This is a genomic window from Desulfitobacterium nosdiversum (genome assembly GCF_049860565.1).
GTDB classification, from domain to species: Bacteria; Bacillota; Desulfitobacteriia; order Desulfitobacteriales; family Desulfitobacteriaceae; genus Desulfitobacterium_A; species Desulfitobacterium_A nosdiversum.
This window is the reverse complement of the sequence record NZ_CP172056.1, coordinates 783723-797673: the sequence shown is the minus strand read 5'-3', so window position 1 is coordinate 797673 and position 13951 is coordinate 783723. Positions and strand designations below refer to the sequence as shown.

17 protein-coding genes and 1 tRNA gene are annotated in these 13951 nt (G+C 41.7%); all 18 read right to left on the bottom strand.

Going from position 1 to position 13951, the window contains the following annotated elements:
- Window positions 1–49 precede the first annotated feature (49 nt).
- Window positions 50–1384, bottom strand: coding sequence for a replicative DNA helicase (dnaB, locus tag ACHOLT_RS03905; protein WP_425805911.1), 1335 nt, complete (start codon window positions 1382–1384; stop codon window positions 50–52).
- Between the two features lie 12 nt (window positions 1385–1396).
- The gene (gene lonC, locus ACHOLT_RS03900; protein ID WP_425805909.1) at window positions 1397–3295 is read right to left on the bottom strand and encodes a Lon family ATP-dependent protease; all 1899 of its coding nucleotides are present in this window, start codon (window positions 3293–3295) and stop codon (window positions 1397–1399) included.
- Window positions 3296–3334: 39 nt separating this feature from the next.
- Complete coding sequence (gene rplI / locus ACHOLT_RS03895; RefSeq protein ID WP_425805908.1) at window positions 3335–3781, bottom strand: 50S ribosomal protein L9; 447 nt, start codon at window positions 3779–3781, stop codon at window positions 3335–3337.
- 25 nt (window positions 3782–3806) lie between these two features.
- Window positions 3807–4745, bottom strand: a complete 939-nt coding sequence (locus tag ACHOLT_RS03890; protein ID WP_425805906.1) for a DUF2232 domain-containing protein — start codon at window positions 4743–4745, stop codon at window positions 3807–3809.
- 14 nt (window positions 4746–4759) lie between these two features.
- The gene (locus ACHOLT_RS03885; protein WP_425805903.1) at window positions 4760–5062 is read right to left on the bottom strand and encodes a MazG-like family protein; all 303 of its coding nucleotides are present in this window, start codon (window positions 5060–5062) and stop codon (window positions 4760–4762) included.
- 181 nt (window positions 5063–5243) lie between these two features.
- Window positions 5244–5474, bottom strand: coding sequence for a 30S ribosomal protein S18 (gene rpsR, locus ACHOLT_RS03880; protein WP_425805901.1), 231 nt, complete (start codon window positions 5472–5474; stop codon window positions 5244–5246).
- A gap of 20 nt (window positions 5475–5494) precedes the next feature.
- A complete protein-coding gene (ssb, locus tag ACHOLT_RS03875) occupies window positions 5495–5911 on the bottom strand; it encodes a single-stranded DNA-binding protein (RefSeq protein ID WP_425805900.1) in 417 nt (138 codons plus the stop codon).
- A 17-nt stretch (window positions 5912–5928) separates the two neighbouring features.
- Entirely contained in the window at window positions 5929–6216 is a 288-nt protein-coding gene (gene rpsF / locus ACHOLT_RS03870; RefSeq protein ID WP_425805898.1) for a 30S ribosomal protein S6, read from the bottom strand.
- A gap of 125 nt (window positions 6217–6341) precedes the next feature.
- Window positions 6342–7442 (bottom strand): redox-regulated ATPase YchF, encoded by a 1101-nt coding sequence (ychF, locus tag ACHOLT_RS03865; RefSeq protein WP_425805896.1) that lies wholly within the window; start codon window positions 7440–7442, stop codon window positions 6342–6344.
- A 92-nt stretch (window positions 7443–7534) separates the two neighbouring features.
- Window positions 7535–7735 (bottom strand): DUF951 domain-containing protein, encoded by a 201-nt coding sequence (locus tag ACHOLT_RS03860; RefSeq protein ID WP_425805895.1) that lies wholly within the window; start codon window positions 7733–7735, stop codon window positions 7535–7537.
- Window positions 7732–8604, bottom strand: a complete 873-nt coding sequence (locus ACHOLT_RS03855; protein ID WP_425805893.1) for a mechanosensitive ion channel family protein — start codon at window positions 8602–8604, stop codon at window positions 7732–7734. Before ACHOLT_RS03855 ends, ACHOLT_RS03860 begins: the two co-directional genes overlap by 4 nt.
- Window positions 8605–8646: 42 nt before the next feature.
- Entirely contained in the window at window positions 8647–9405 is a 759-nt protein-coding gene (locus tag ACHOLT_RS03850) for a CvpA family protein (protein ID WP_425805892.1), read from the bottom strand.
- Window positions 9406–9560: 155 nt separating this feature from the next.
- A tRNA-Sec gene (locus ACHOLT_RS03845) sits at window positions 9561–9658 on the bottom strand.
- A gap of 105 nt (window positions 9659–9763) precedes the next feature.
- The gene (locus ACHOLT_RS03840) at window positions 9764–10390 is read right to left on the bottom strand and encodes a CBS and ACT domain-containing protein (RefSeq protein WP_425805890.1); all 627 of its coding nucleotides are present in this window, start codon (window positions 10388–10390) and stop codon (window positions 9764–9766) included.
- A 122-nt stretch (window positions 10391–10512) separates the two neighbouring features.
- Window positions 10513–11217: an ABC transporter ATP-binding protein gene (locus ACHOLT_RS03835; RefSeq protein WP_425805888.1), complete on the bottom strand. Its 705-nt coding sequence runs from the start codon at window positions 11215–11217 to the stop codon at window positions 10513–10515.
- On the bottom strand, window positions 11217–11984 hold the full coding sequence (locus ACHOLT_RS03830; protein WP_425805887.1) for an ABC transporter ATP-binding protein: 768 nt from the start codon (window positions 11982–11984) through the stop codon (window positions 11217–11219). Before ACHOLT_RS03830 ends, ACHOLT_RS03835 begins: the two co-directional genes overlap by 1 nt.
- Window positions 11962–12918 carry a branched-chain amino acid ABC transporter permease gene (locus tag ACHOLT_RS03825; RefSeq protein ID WP_425805886.1) on the bottom strand — a complete coding sequence of 319 codons (957 nt, stop codon included), beginning with the start codon at window positions 12916–12918 and terminating at the stop codon, window positions 11962–11964. Before ACHOLT_RS03825 ends, ACHOLT_RS03830 begins: the two co-directional genes overlap by 23 nt.
- Before the next feature lie 9 nt (window positions 12919–12927).
- Window positions 12928–13815 (bottom strand): branched-chain amino acid ABC transporter permease, encoded by an 888-nt coding sequence (locus ACHOLT_RS03820; protein ID WP_425805885.1) that lies wholly within the window; start codon window positions 13813–13815, stop codon window positions 12928–12930.
- Window positions 13816–13951 lie beyond the last annotated feature (136 nt).

Genomic DNA, 13951 nt, shown 5'->3' with positions numbered 1-13951 from the left:
AAGGCTGGGGCAAAACTCCCAGTCTTTTTCATTACATTATATTATTTCCTTAAGCCGATAAATGTTGACGATCTAAATTTACAAACTTGGTAAACTCTTTTAAATATCCGAGCTCCAAGGTTCCCACCGGACCATTGCGATGCTTAGCGATAATTATTTCTGCAATTCCTTTCTTTTCTGATTCAGGATTATAATATTCATCCCGATAGATGAAAGAAATTACATCCGCATCCGCTTCAATAGCACCAGATTCAAGAAGGTCGGACATAATCGGACGTTTATCCTGGCGCTGTTCTACACCCCGGTTAAGCTGTGAAAGAGCAATTACCGGAACACTGAGTTCACGTGCAATTCCTTTTAGTCCCCGTGAAATTGCAGCCACCTCTTGTTGGCGGCTTTCGGCGCGTCGTCCTAAGGTCATTAATTGGAGATAGTCGATTACAATCATTCCCAGGCCATGCTCCATCTTCAAGCGCCTTGCCTTCGAACGAAGCTCAACCAAAGAGATTCCAACCGTATCATCAATAAAAATAGGAGCATCGGAAAGCGGCCCTACAGCACGTGTCAGTTTCGGCCAATCCGTATCCAGCAGATCACCGGTCCTAACCCTCTGCTGGTCAACCATCGCCTCAGAACATAACATACGCTGAACAAGCTGTTCCTTCGACATTTCCAAACTAAAGACAGCGACCGGCACATTTCCCCGCACAGCTGCGTTCTGAGCCATATTTAAAACCAAAGCTGTTTTACCCATTGAAGGGCGTGCCGCAATAATGACTAAGTCAGAAGGCTGCCATCCAGAGGTCATCCGATCTAAATCATTAAAAAAGGTAGGGACACCCGTAAGGTTTCCCTTATTGGCATAAAGCATTTCAATCTTTTCAAATGTATTCAGCAAGATATTGCGGATGGATTCAAATCCGTCTTTGACTTGACGCTGAGATAGTTCTAAAAAAAGCTTCTCTGCCTCCGCCAATAATGTCGTTGCCTCTTCACCGGGTTCATACCCCTTTTCAGCAATCCTTCCCGCCACACGAATCAGCTGTCGAAGCATGGATTTTTCGGCAACAAGCTGTGCATAAAAATCAACATTAACCGCCGAAGGAACAGAACGTGCAATTTCGGAAACCGTAGCAATCCCGCCAACCTGTTCAAGACGTCCAGCTTGACGAAGAGCTTCAGCTACCGAAACGAGGTCAACCGGATCACCCCGCTCAAACAAATCACGTAATGCACTAAAGATTAAGCGATGATTGTCGCGATAAAAATCCTCAGGCTGTAATATTTCAAAAACGGAACTCCCCACTTCCGGTTCAAGCATAAGGGCGCCAAGCACTGCTTGTTCAGCCTCTAGATTCTGGGGAGGAACTTTGGTGAGTTCCATCTGCTTCCCCTCCTAGCCTATATATTCTAAGGCTTCTTGAATAGTCTCAACTGCATGTACTTCAATTCCTTCTAATCCAGACGGAACATCTGCCAGATTATCTTTTGGAATTAAAACCGTTTTAACTCCTGCCTGTTTCGCCCCAAAAAGTTTTTCAGCAATTCCACCGACAGGTCTTACTTTTCCTTGAATGGAAATTTCCCCGGTAACAGCTACATTCTGTCGAAGAGGCTTAGATTTAAGTGCACTATAAAGCGCAATTGTGGTAGCCAATCCCGCCGAAGGGCCATCTATTTTACCGCCTCCGACCACATTCACATGAACATCATAATCCCGAAGATCTTCTCCTGTTAACAGGCGAAGGACAGCAACAGCATTAAATACCGCATCACGAGCCATACTCCCCGCCGTTTCATTAAAGCGAATGGTTCCTTTTCCATCCCGATCAGGGAAGACAATCGCTTCAATCTCCAATACCGAACCTACAAATCCATAAACACCTAAACCTAATATTCTTCCGACTTCTAATGTATCTTGGGCTTTTTTAGCTATATAAGGGCTTAAGCGAGCAGATCGAAGAACCTCATAGACTTCTTCCTGTCCCACCTTTACTTCCTTTTGATCCGGATTTCTAAAGCGAGCAAGACCATACGCATCTGTCAAAATATTATTGGCTTTACGACCCTCGATAACATATTCACTAATAATTTGAGGAACTGATTCTTCGATTTTGGCCTCCAACTTTTCAGCGGCTTGCCGAACAATCTGTTGAATATCCTTCGGTTCTAAAGGAGTAAAATAAATTTCAGCGCATCGCGAACGCAAAGCCGGATTTATTTCTCCAGGTTCCCGTGTCGTTGCCCCAATTAAAACAAAATCCGCAGGTGCACCTTCTTCAAATAATTTTTTAATATAAAGCGGAATTTGCGGATCGGAAGAATCAAAATAAGAGGACTCAAAAAAGACGCGTTTATCTTCTAAAACCTTAAGCAACTTATTTAAGAGCAGCGGATCCATTTCCCCAATTTCATCAATAAACAGAATTCCACCATGGGCATCGCTGACAAGCCCGAGTTTTGGTTCAGGAATTCCGGTATCTGCTAAATCCCGTTTTGCCCCTTGATAAATCGGATCATGAACAGAACCAAGCAAGGGATTGGTTACATCCCGAGGATCCCAACGCAGTGTCGTCCCATCTACCTCAATAAAGGGTGCCTTTGCAGCAAAGGGGGAATGGGAATGCCGCTTAACCGTCTCCAAGGCTACCCGTGCCGCAGAGGTCTTTCCCACCCCGGGAGGACCATAAATCAAGAGATGCTGAGGATAAGGTGTGGCTAGCTTCGCAAGCAAAGATTGGACCGCATTTTCCTGACCAATAATCTCTTCTACTGTTTGAGGACGAAGAACTTCTGTCACGGAATTAGCGAGTTTAATCGCATTCATCTTTTCGATATGCGCTAGTTTTTTTAAGGTCTGTGCATTATCTGGGCCTGCCGTATCCTTGAGAACCTGATTTTTGATCTCTTTAACATACTCCTCATGATGTATCTGCATTTTTTCAGCAACAGCTTTGTCCACTTTTTCTTCAATTGTGCGCCGTGCTAAAAGTTCTGCGATTTGCTCTTCAATTTCGGCTAAAATCTTGGGCAGATCTTCTGAAGGAGAAAGGGAGTGATCCGTCGGATCTTCAAAGACAATTTTTCGTAACGCCTTGATGCGGTCGAATATATCTTCCGATCGCATTAAACGTAAAGCATCTAGGCGTGTCGCCTTAATAACCAGCTTATCGGACCCATAGAAATTCGCTAACAAATGGTAATAGGCATCTATCTCTTGCTTTAAAGTTGCATTTTGATTGTCAATTTCCTGATCTTTCTTTTGAACAAGCCATCTTGTTAAAAACCCTTTCATCGGGCTCCCCTTTCACGTTAAAAAAGATAATGTTTATCATTAAATTGCCTTTACCGTTACTTTTAGTTGAGCTGAAACTTCCGGATGAAGTTTTGTTGGAATACTATAGTTTCCCAAAGCCTTAATCGGTTCTTTTACCTCAAGTTTCCGCTTATCGATTTCAATGCCGTATTTATTTTTAAGAGCCTCTGCAATTTCCTTATTGGTTACAGAACCAAAAAGTCGGCCGCCCTCTCCAATTTTTGTATGAACCTCTACAGTAATGGAAGCTAATTTTTCAGCAAGTGCTTGTGCATCTTGTTTTTCTTTAGCCTTTTTTCGATCTTCATTCGCTTTTTTTAATGCTAAATCGTTCAGATTTCCTTGAGTCGCTTCAACTGCCAAGCCTTTAGGAAAGAGAAAATTTCGGGCATAACCATCGGATACTTCACAAACTTTTCCCTTCTTACCTAAGCTTTTTACCTCTGATATTAATATTACTTTCATTTCAAGTCCCCCTAATTCACTGGTTTTATTCTGGAAGCCGCCGGAAGTTTAGGACTAAATCGAAAAGTCCCAACAAAATTAAGCTGATAATTGTCACTTGAAAATAGAGAAAGCTCATTAAAATTAAAACTGCTTTAATAAACCCAGACAGTAAGGGCGAACGCAGATTGTACAAGAATATCGAGCACCCTATTCCAAAGGCTATGACAGCATAAATAAACATAAGATTCATACCAAATATTCGTAAAATAGTCCAACTCCATTGATCTCCAATTAAATAACTCGCTATACCCAGATTTACTCCCCAAAGGGCATACCAGGGTAATCTGAAGAAGCTGGATATGGGCAAACGCTTTACCTTTGGTGTAAACCATCGTGTAAATAAATAACGAGCTAAACTATATTCAATGATCGAACCTAAAGCCGCAAATCCCGGAACAAATAAAAAAAGAAGTTGGAAGGTCTGCTGTAAACTGGCTTGAATCTCTGTTTCACTTATTCCCTGTTGGTTCAAGCTTGCTAATAAACCCGTTTGACGATACTGATCCAACATCGTGTTAACCAGCTTTTGTATTGCTTCAGAGCCAACAAATCCTTGCTGAATTACGGGAATAATAGAAAAGACCCCGATTATTCCTGACAGAACCAAACACCAAAATAAATTTGACTTTTGTGACCAAGAATGCTCCCTTCCCCATACGCTGAGCAAGCCAACCCAGGGTAAGAATCCTATATTTTCAAAGTTTATTAAACCACCCGCGGTTATGACTGCAATTCCATAGCCTAACGTTAAAAGGAGGGTTGTCCACCTAAAACCCCTTACTCTCCCTACTTCAAAAACTGCAAAAAGAAGTGCAATGTCTAACACCCAACCCCAAATTCCTTGAGAAACTCCTAACCATGGGCCGACAAGAAGAGCAAAAATCGGTATATTGCGGGCTACTTTCTGGTCACTTACGTACATTGAATTGCTCCTATCTATTCCTCCGGGGCAAGATAGCTTAATAATAAGCTTAAGTCACCCCACTGACTTTCCAACTTCATTGTATCGTTTTCTTTCCATTCGACTAAACCTTGGATTAACGTCCGGTCTAATCTTGTAAAATCGAAGCCTAATCGTCTTGTCAGCAAATAACTGATCCCCACTATATCAGCTAACCCCTGCATCATAGCTTTATCGGAACCCTCAATCGCTCCACGCTCAAAAATCCATAAGGATTTAAGTAACTCTACTTTTAACTCATCAATTGCCTTGAAACCTTTAACCACGTCAACTTCCATCGCGGCTGCCCTCCGGTATTCTAAAATTCAACACTAGAAAAAATTCGCTACGTTTAAGGAATTTCCTGCAAGACAACCTATTTGATGATTATCTGAAAAATGTATAAAGAAAGTATAAGCCGAAGGTTATACTTTCTTCCAGTACAAAAAGGGGGAGCCTCTGCTCCCCCCTCTAAATAATCTAATCTACGATATAAGGCAACAGCGCAATGTGCCGAGCTCTTTTAATCGCAACTGTAACTTGACGTTGATGTTTTGCACAGTTACCTGAAATACGACGAGGTAAGATTTTACCGCGTTCCGTAATGTACTTGCGCAATTTATGAGTCTCTTTGTAATCAATCGACTCAACTTTATCTACACAGAAGCTGCATACCCGTCTTCTTGGGCGGCGTCCGCGTTCGCGTTTCATAAGTTCACTCCCCTTCCCGTTTAGAATGGGATATCGTCATCTAAACTTACTTCGTGACCATAAGTCCCCACATCACTGGCACTTCCAGCAGATGAACTATGCCCAGAGTTTCCCCCATCTTTCGGGCTCAAAAATTGGACATTGTCAGCGATTACTTCCGTAACCCATCGACGTTGACCATCCTGACCCTCAAAAGAACGGACTTGAATTCTTCCGTCAACGGAGGCCAATTTACCTTTGGATAAATAGTTCGCACAGGATTCAGCCTGTTGCCGATAAACGACACACGGGATAAAATCCGTATCCCTTTCACCGTTTGAATTCTTAAAATTGCGATCAACGGCTAAAGTAAAGGTTGATACCGCAACCCCGCTCGGGGTATAACGCAACTCGGGGTCTTTCGTCAAACGGCCAATTAAAACGACTCGATTTAACATCTGAAACCCCTCCAATACTACTCTTCCTTTTTCGTAGTTAAGAAACGCACAACAGAGTCAGAGATCTTCATGACCCGCTCAACCTCTTGTGCCGTACGAGCTTCACCGTTGAAGTTCATCAGGACATAGTTGCCTTCCCGAAGATCATCAATCTCGTAAGCCAAGCGGCGTTTGCCCCATTTATCAATAGCGACATCAGCTCCTCCATTGTTTGTTACAACTTCGGAGAACTTGTCCACTAATGCGGCAGCAGCCTCATCATCCAATTCCGGACGGATGATATAAAGTAATTCGTACGCTTTCATAATTGCACCTCCCCTCGGACTTAAGCGGCCCCGTTTGAGCGGGGCAGGGATTCATAGCCTTTTTAAGACTACCAATTAAATATTATAGCATTGCGGCAAGATAATTGCAACTTGTAACTTATCCCTTAAACGTTAAATCTAAAATGAACAATATCCCCATCTTGCATCAGATAATCTTTTCCTTCTAAGCGTACCAGTCCTTTATCGCGAGCGCCGTTTAAACCGCCTTTTTCCACAAAGTCAGTATATGAAACAACTTCAGCACGGATAAATCCCCGCTCAAAATCAGTATGGATTGTCCCAGCTGCCTGAGGAGCCTTTGTTCCTTGGCGAATTGTCCAAGCTTTAACCTCCATCGGTCCCGCAGTAAAGAAAGTCATCAGTCCGAGCAGATGAAAAGCTGCGCGAATTAAGCGGTCAAGTCCGGATTCGTGCAGTCCCAAATCTTCTAAAAATGCTTGTTTTTCATTATCCTCAAGTTCAGCGATCTCTGATTCAATCTTCGCACAAACAACCACGACTTCTGAATTTTCTTGAGCTGCTAATTCACGAACCTGCCGGACATATTTATTTTCTTCATTAGAAGTCAATTCCTCTTCACTAACATTGGCGGCATATAAAACAGGCTTTAGAGAAAGAAGCGAAATAGTCTTAAGTAATTCTTCTTCTTCCTCTGTATAGATTAGACGACGTGCCGATTTACCTTCATTAAAGGCTTCTTTAAGTTTATTCAGTAAATCAACTTCCGCCTGAACTTTCTTATCGCCCGATTTCAGAAGTTTAGTTACACGCTCAGAACGTTTTTCAATGCTCTCCATATCCGCTAAAACAAGCTCTAGCTCGATCGTTTCTATATCCCGTTTCGGGTCAATATTTCCTTCAACATGGACAACATTGCTATCTTCGAAACAGCGAACAACGTGCACAATTGCATCGACTTCACGAATATGGGACAAAAATTTATTTCCTAGTCCTTCTCCTTTGCTTGCTCCTTTTACCAGACCTGCAATGTCCACAAACTCAACGGTTGCCGGAACAATTCGATCAGGATGAACCATATCCGCTAAAATCCCCAGCCTGTGGTCGGGAACTTGTACAATTCCTACATTCGGGTCAATGGTACAGAAAGGATAATTTGCAGCTTCCGCTCCAGCCTGTGTAATTGCATTAAATAATGTGGATTTACCCACGTTGGGCAAACCTACTATTCCTGCATGTAATGTCATTTCTAAACCTCCATCAATTTACATGAGACCTTATAACGTTTTTATCAGCTTTTTCGATTATATTTGAAGAAAATCTATTTTACAAGGTAAAGTTATGAAGGCGGATTCTCCGATTTTTGCAGAATTTCCTTGATTTGCCGCTCCAGTTTAATTCTTGGAATCCATGCCTGGTGCTGGCAACCTAAACATTGTATTCTAAAATCCATTCCGGTACGCATGACCTTCCAATCTGTGTTTCCGCAGGGATGAGGTTTGCGTAACCGAATGATATCTCCGACCTGTAAAGGGATCATTCTTCCTCCTCCTTGTCACGTTTCATTTTCTCGGCAATAACCATCGGCTGAAAAATTCGAATTCCCGCTTCTAAAAAGGCTTTATGAATGCGCCTTCTGAGTTCACGTTCTAAACCCCACTGTTCATTGGTTATAGTATAAGCAACTACCCTCAGAACTGCATTTCGTTCTCCAAATTGGATAACCCCTTGAACTGTCGGAGGTTCAACAATTTTTTCTCCAAATTCAGCTTGAATTTCGTTGCAAACATCATGCATAACTTCCATTGCGCGGTCTAAGTCCTCATCATAAGATACCTGGATATCGACCAGAGCTCTCATTTTACCTCGGTTATAATTTGTTACTGCGGTTATTTTTCCATTGGGAATGATATGAAGTTCTCCTCCCCAATCGCGCAAACGTGTTGAACGAATTCCAATCTCTTCAACCGTACCTGAAAACTCACCCGCTTTTATGTACTCTCCTACAGCGAACTGATCCTCGAAGAGAATAAAGAATCCAGCAATAATATCCTTGACTAAGCTCTGCGAACCAAAACCCACAGCAACACCCAGGACACCTGCAGAAGCCAGAAGAGTTCCTGTCTCAAAATGAAAAACCTTTTGAAGGATATGAATTATGACTGTAAATGTAATAACATAAAAAGCCGTACTTCGTAACAACGGAAATAAGGTATTCGCTTTCCGTTCGTCTAAAAGAATCTTGCCTTTTCTTTTAATAAGAAGCCTATGCAGAAAATAAATAAGTACAGAATAGCTTATACGGGCCGCAATAAGCACCTCAATGATATAGACTAAATTATTGAATGAAGATAATCCTATATTCTTCCAATTCAGTGACATCAGTTGTAAGATTGGATTCATCGCCATTCTAACCTCATTCCTCTAATTTTAAATAGATTATCCCGAAGCCTAAGGAGTAATTCCCATTCCTTTTGTCAACTCCGCAGGAAGATTTACTCCTTGAAGACCTTGATTTAATTCCAAGTGAAAAATCGTCTTCATCGTTTCAAAGATTTGCAGCAGGTGGGGGTAAAACCAGGCTTCCTTAATAAGTGCGGCAACTTCACTCTGCCCTAAAAGGGATAAAAAAGGTGAAATGAGCCCAATAATTATGGCAACTCCAACCAAGGCACCGAAACATCCAAATAAAAATCCGCCTCCGCGGTTAATTGTTCCACCGAAAAAGCCAATGGGAGCAAGTATTAGATTAACCACGATTTGAAGAATAAGGATAACAACAGCATACGTTATTAAAAACGCAATAATCTTCATTAAATTCTCGGTTAAAATCCCAGATACCGTTTTCGTCATTGTCTGTACTAGATTCTGTGTATAGGCATGAAAATCCGGCACAGCTCCAGAGTTGATCAGGCCTTGTAACTCTTTGGGAAACGCCGATAAAATTTTATCTAAAGTTTGCTGCTGTGTTGTTTGGGCTTGAGACTGAACTGAAGGAAGAAGAAAGCGGTAAACTATGGGTTCCAGCCATTGGCGAAGCGGAGTATGCTGATCCAGCCATTCGAAAACATTTAAATATTCCCTGACTGCAAAGTAAAAACCGAATATACTTCCCAGGAAACTCACAAGTCCGGAAATCAACCCTTTCCGATATCCCTGCAATGCCCCTAAAATAAGAAGACCGAGGATTAGAATATCAAATATATTCATTTAATCTCCTCCACCGCGATTGAGCTAATTTAAATACTATTCGATTTTTCAAAGAAAAATCCTGCCATAATAAACTTAGAGCTGAAGTAGGAAATAACTTGTTTAAAAGAGAAAAATAAGGAGCAGCCGTAGCTGCCCATGTGAAAATTCAAGTTTGGCGGGGATGTGTGCGAATCGAACACACCCCGGAACGTTCTGCGTCCCGGCACGCGGATTTGAAGTCCGGGGGCAGCACCAGCCACCACCCATCCCCAGTAGCTTTATTATAATATTATAATAGATTTCATAGTTAATGTAAATTTAGCTTGAATAAAAAATAAAAGAAGCGCCCATTTATAGGCGCTGATAAATTTTGAATTTAATTACTAACATCATACCCTTTTTCTAAAAGAGCATCCTTAACTTCTTTTTCGCGATCCCCGCTTAATCGGACCAATATTTGGACCATGTTATTTTTGAGATGGTAAACGGCTAAACTGGTCATATTCACATCATAAGCTTTAACTATTGCAGCCAGATCCATCATGACCCCGACCCCATCTTTGGTCTCAATGACCACACGCTGCCCAGGGCTGCGGAAACCTATGATATCCAAAAAAGTATCAAAAATATCAGTTTCGGTGATAATCCCCACTAATTTATCGTTATCTAATACAGGCAGGGATCCAATACCATGATCCCGCATTAAAACGGCAGCATCCTCGATTTTTGTATCCGGGGAACAGGCAATAACATTCTTTACGGCCACATCCCGTATTTTCATTTTTGCAACAAGGTAGTTCAACTCAAAGATACTTAGGGTTGTTGCCGGAGATGGGGAAACTTCCCGGAGATCTCCATCGGTCACAATTCCCACAAGTTTACCCTTTTGGATAACGGGAAGACGATTAATCTTTTTCTCACGCATAAGCGCCATAGTATCCGCAACATTATCATCCGGAGTTACGGTAAAAACTTGTGAGGTCATAAATTGCTTTACGTACAATTAAATCTCCTCCTTCGTTATTCGTAATATATGATTAAATCGTTTAACCCATATCAAGGATATTCTCACTTTAAAGTCAATTTCCTGTTAACACAAAAAATATTTTGGTTTAGTTTTCTCTATTATCCCCCTAGATATGCTTTTTGAACTTCCTTACTGCTGGCTAACTCATTTGCCTTCCCCGAAAGAACAATCTTCCCTGTTTCTAGAACATATGCCCGATCTGCAATTGAAAGAGCCATATGAGCATTTTGCTCTACAAGAAGAACCGTTGTCCCTGTCTTATTGATTTCCTGAATGATTGAGAAAATCTGTTTAACAAGGATTGGAGCTAAACCCATTGACGGCTCATCAAGAAGAAGCAGTTTAGGCTGAGACATCAGGGCCCTGCCCATCGCCAGCATTTGTTGTTCTCCCCCCGACAATGTTCCTGACAGCTGTCCCTTCCGTTCCTTCAGACGCGGGAAAAGAGTATAAACTTTTTCAATATCTTTTTTAATTTCTGCCTTATCTTTGCGAAGGTAAGCACCCAGTTCCAAGTTTTCTAAAACAGTCATATTGGTAAAAACGTGTCTGCCTTCAGGCACTTGGGAAATTCCTTGAGAGACAATCGCCTGAGGTTGAATCTGAGTTAAATCAGCTCCATTAAATTTTATGGTACCTTCTTTGGGACGAAGAAGACCGGAAATTGTTTTTAGACTGGTACTTTTACCTGCGCCGTTTGAGCCAATCAGAGTTACAATTTCTCCTTCATTAACTTCCATTGATATTCCCTTGAGAGCGTGAATTGCGCCATAGTAAACATTTACATTTTCCAGAACCAGCATTAGCCAACCTCCTCTCCCAAGTATGCTTCAATGACTTTCGGGTTTGATTTAATTTCTTGAGGTGTTCCCTGGGCTATGATCATTCCGTAATCTAAAACATAGATTCTTTCACAGACACCCATAACAAGAGACATATCATGTTCAATTAAAAGAACAGTTAAATCAAACTTTTCGCGAATAAAGCGAATCAGTTCTGTCAGGGCATGGGTCTCTTGCGGGTTCATCCCTGCCGCTGGTTCATCTAAAAGCAGCAGTTTAGGATGGGTAGCCAGGGCACGCGCAATCTCTAAGCGGCGCTGCTCCCCGTAAGGCAAATTTTTGGCCATTTCATGGGCATATTTTTCAAGGCCAAAGATTTTAAGCAACTCTATCGCCTTGACTTGCATTTCCGCTTCACCAGTATAGTAAGAAGGAAGCCGAAAGATAGCACTCAAGCTAGAATACCTTGTATGTTGATGAAATGCAATTTTAACATTATCGATTACACTTAAATCACCGAAAAGCCGAATATTTTGGAAGGTACGAGCCATTCCCCGGTGCGTAACCTGGTAAGGTTTTAATCCGGCAACATTTTTCTCTTCAAAAAGGATTTCACCCTCTGATGGTTCATAGACACCAGTTAAGAGGTTAAAAATTGTCGTTTTGCCGGCGCCATTTGGCCCAATAAGACCGATCAATTCGCCCTTCTCGATATTAATATTTAGATTGGAAACGGCTTTTAAACCTCCGAAGGATTTTGAGAGATTATTTACCTTTAGCAGAGACATTTCTCTCACCTCTCTTTCCTAAGAAATTAAGGCTAAACTCTTTGGTCCCCATTAAACCCGTCGGGCGGAAAATCATTAGAACGACTAATAATACAGCCGTAATAACCAAGCGCCACTCTGAAAGTCCAGAGAGAGAAGCTGAAATAAAGGTCATGAAGATCGCGCCCAAAACACTTCCGGTAAGACTTCCTAATCCGCCAAGCACAACCATAACGAGAATATCAAAAGATTTCATGAAGTTAAATTGAGCCGGTTGAATAAGGTACATATAATTCGCATAAATTCCACCGGCTAATCCCGCGAACATTGCACCGAGAGTAAAAGCAAGAACTTTATATTTAGTCGTGTTAATTCCCATGGCTTCAGCCGCAATTTCATTTTCCCGAATGGAGATGCATGCTCGCCCATGCGTCGACGCTGTAAAATTACGAATAGCTAAAACTGAGATAACCATTAACCAAAAAGCCCAGGTCCAATTAATGGTACTGGGTACGGAAAATCCCGAGGCACCACCCACGTAATCCATATTCATGAAAATAACACGAACAATTTCACCAAGACCTAAAGTCGCAATCGCAAGATAATCACCGTTTAGACGCAGTGTCGGCAATCCAATTAAAACACCGGCAATACCTGCCGCGACAGCCCCTGCAATTAAAGCTAAATATAACGGTCCATTAAAGTTAACCGTAACAATGGCTGAGACAAATGCCCCGATCGACATAAAACCGGCATGTCCGATCGAAAACTGCCCCGTAATTCCATTAATTAAATTAAGACTAACGGCCATGATAATATAGATGCACGCCAGAATTAAATTTAATTGATAAAAAGGAGGCATTATTTCCGCAAGATTTAAACCTTGAACAATCCCGTATATCAAAATGATCCCAATCAAAAGGATCAAGTTTTTCTTTTGAAACCAGTTCTTCATCTTTATCACCTACACTTTCTCACGTACATTTTTGCCAAAGATACCATTAGGTTTAATGATGAGAACAAGGATAAGAATTAAGAAAGCAGCTCCATCCCTCCACATTGAAGCTCCCAGCCCTGAGACTAAGGTCTCGATAAGGCCAAGAATGACACCCCCGGCCATAGCTCCTGGAATAAGCCCGATTCCACCAAGAACAGCTGCGATGAACGCTTTTAACCCCGGCATAATGCCCATCAGCGGATCAATCTGATTAAAGTAAACACCAAAAAGCACGCCTGCAGCCGCTGCAAGACCAGAACCGATTGCGAAGGTCGCTGAAATTGTGTTATTTACGTTGATTCCCATCAACAAAGCAGCATCTTTATCCAGGGAAACAGCCCGCATGCCTTTCCCAACCTTTGTGTACTTAACTACAAACTCAAGAAGAACCATTAAGATAACGGAAGTCACCAGCATGACAACATCGCCATATTTAAAGGAAACCCCGGCAATATTATACATCGTTTCCGGTAAAACAGGGGGATACGTCCGAACTTGAGGGCCGAAGAGAAGCATTCCTCCATACTCGAGAAATAAAGAAACACCAATTGCCGTAATCAACGCCGCAATTCTGGAAGCATTGCGCAAAGGTTTGTAGGCAATGCGTTCAATCACTACTCCCAGAATAGCTGAACCTAGCATAGAAATTAGGAGTGCGGGAATAAAAGACCAGTGCAGCTTTGTGATCGTAAACCACCCAATATATGCTCCGATCATGAGAACATCGCCATGGGCGAAGTTAATCAATTGAACAATCCCATAGACCATGGTATAGCCTAGAGCCATTAATGCATAAATACTTCCTAAAGATATGCCATTAACTAAAAGTTGAACGAATTGCTGTAAATTGATCATGTTCTCACTCCTTTCTTAAAAGTGGAAAAAAATCTCCGTATTTTATTTCTTATGAACAGTAATAGGAGGGGGCAATGCCCCCTCCGTTTTTATTTTATCCTAAACTAACGAAGTGAAATTTATTCGGGCTACAACT

Excerpts from the sequence above, each read along its gene's own strand:
- rpsF (WP_425805898.1), bottom strand. The coding sequence starts at position 6,216 with ATGAAAGCGTACGAATTACTTTATATCATCCGTCCGGAATTGGATGAT.
- lonC (WP_425805909.1), bottom strand. The coding sequence starts at position 3,295 with ATGAAAGGGTTTTTAACAAGATGGCTTGTTCAAAAGAAAGATCAGGAA.
- ACHOLT_RS03825 (WP_425805886.1), bottom strand. The coding sequence starts at position 12,918 with ATGAAGAACTGGTTTCAAAAGAAAAACTTGATCCTTTTGATTGGGATC.
- ACHOLT_RS03850 (WP_425805892.1), bottom strand. The coding sequence starts at position 9,405 with ATGAATATATTTGATATTCTAATCCTCGGTCTTCTTATTTTAGGGGCA.
- ACHOLT_RS03820 (WP_425805885.1), bottom strand. The coding sequence starts at position 13,815 with ATGATCAATTTACAGCAATTCGTTCAACTTTTAGTTAATGGCATATCT.
- rplI (WP_425805908.1), bottom strand. The coding sequence starts at position 3,781 with ATGAAAGTAATATTAATATCAGAGGTAAAAAGCTTAGGTAAGAAGGGA.
- ACHOLT_RS03855 (WP_425805893.1), bottom strand. The coding sequence starts at position 8,604 with ATGGCGATGAATCCAATCTTACAACTGATGTCACTGAATTGGAAGAAT.
- dnaB (WP_425805911.1), bottom strand. The coding sequence starts at position 1,384 with ATGGAACTCACCAAAGTTCCTCCCCAGAATCTAGAGGCTGAACAAGCA.
- ssb (WP_425805900.1), bottom strand. The coding sequence starts at position 5,911 with ATGTTAAATCGAGTCGTTTTAATTGGCCGTTTGACGAAAGACCCCGAG.
- ACHOLT_RS03885 (WP_425805903.1), bottom strand. The coding sequence starts at position 5,062 with ATGGAAGTTGACGTGGTTAAAGGTTTCAAGGCAATTGATGAGTTAAAA.
- ychF (WP_425805896.1), bottom strand. The coding sequence starts at position 7,442 with ATGACATTACATGCAGGAATAGTAGGTTTGCCCAACGTGGGTAAATCC.
- ACHOLT_RS03860 (WP_425805895.1), bottom strand. The coding sequence starts at position 7,735 with ATGATCCCTTTACAGGTCGGAGATATCATTCGGTTACGCAAACCTCAT.
- ACHOLT_RS03830 (WP_425805887.1), bottom strand. The coding sequence starts at position 11,984 with ATGTCTCTGCTAAAGGTAAATAATCTCTCAAAATCCTTCGGAGGTTTA.
- rpsR (WP_425805901.1), bottom strand. The coding sequence starts at position 5,474 with ATGAAACGCGAACGCGGACGCCGCCCAAGAAGACGGGTATGCAGCTTC.
- ACHOLT_RS03835 (WP_425805888.1), bottom strand. The coding sequence starts at position 11,217 with ATGCTGGTTCTGGAAAATGTAAATGTTTACTATGGCGCAATTCACGCT.
- ACHOLT_RS03890 (WP_425805906.1), bottom strand. The coding sequence starts at position 4,745 with ATGTACGTAAGTGACCAGAAAGTAGCCCGCAATATACCGATTTTTGCT.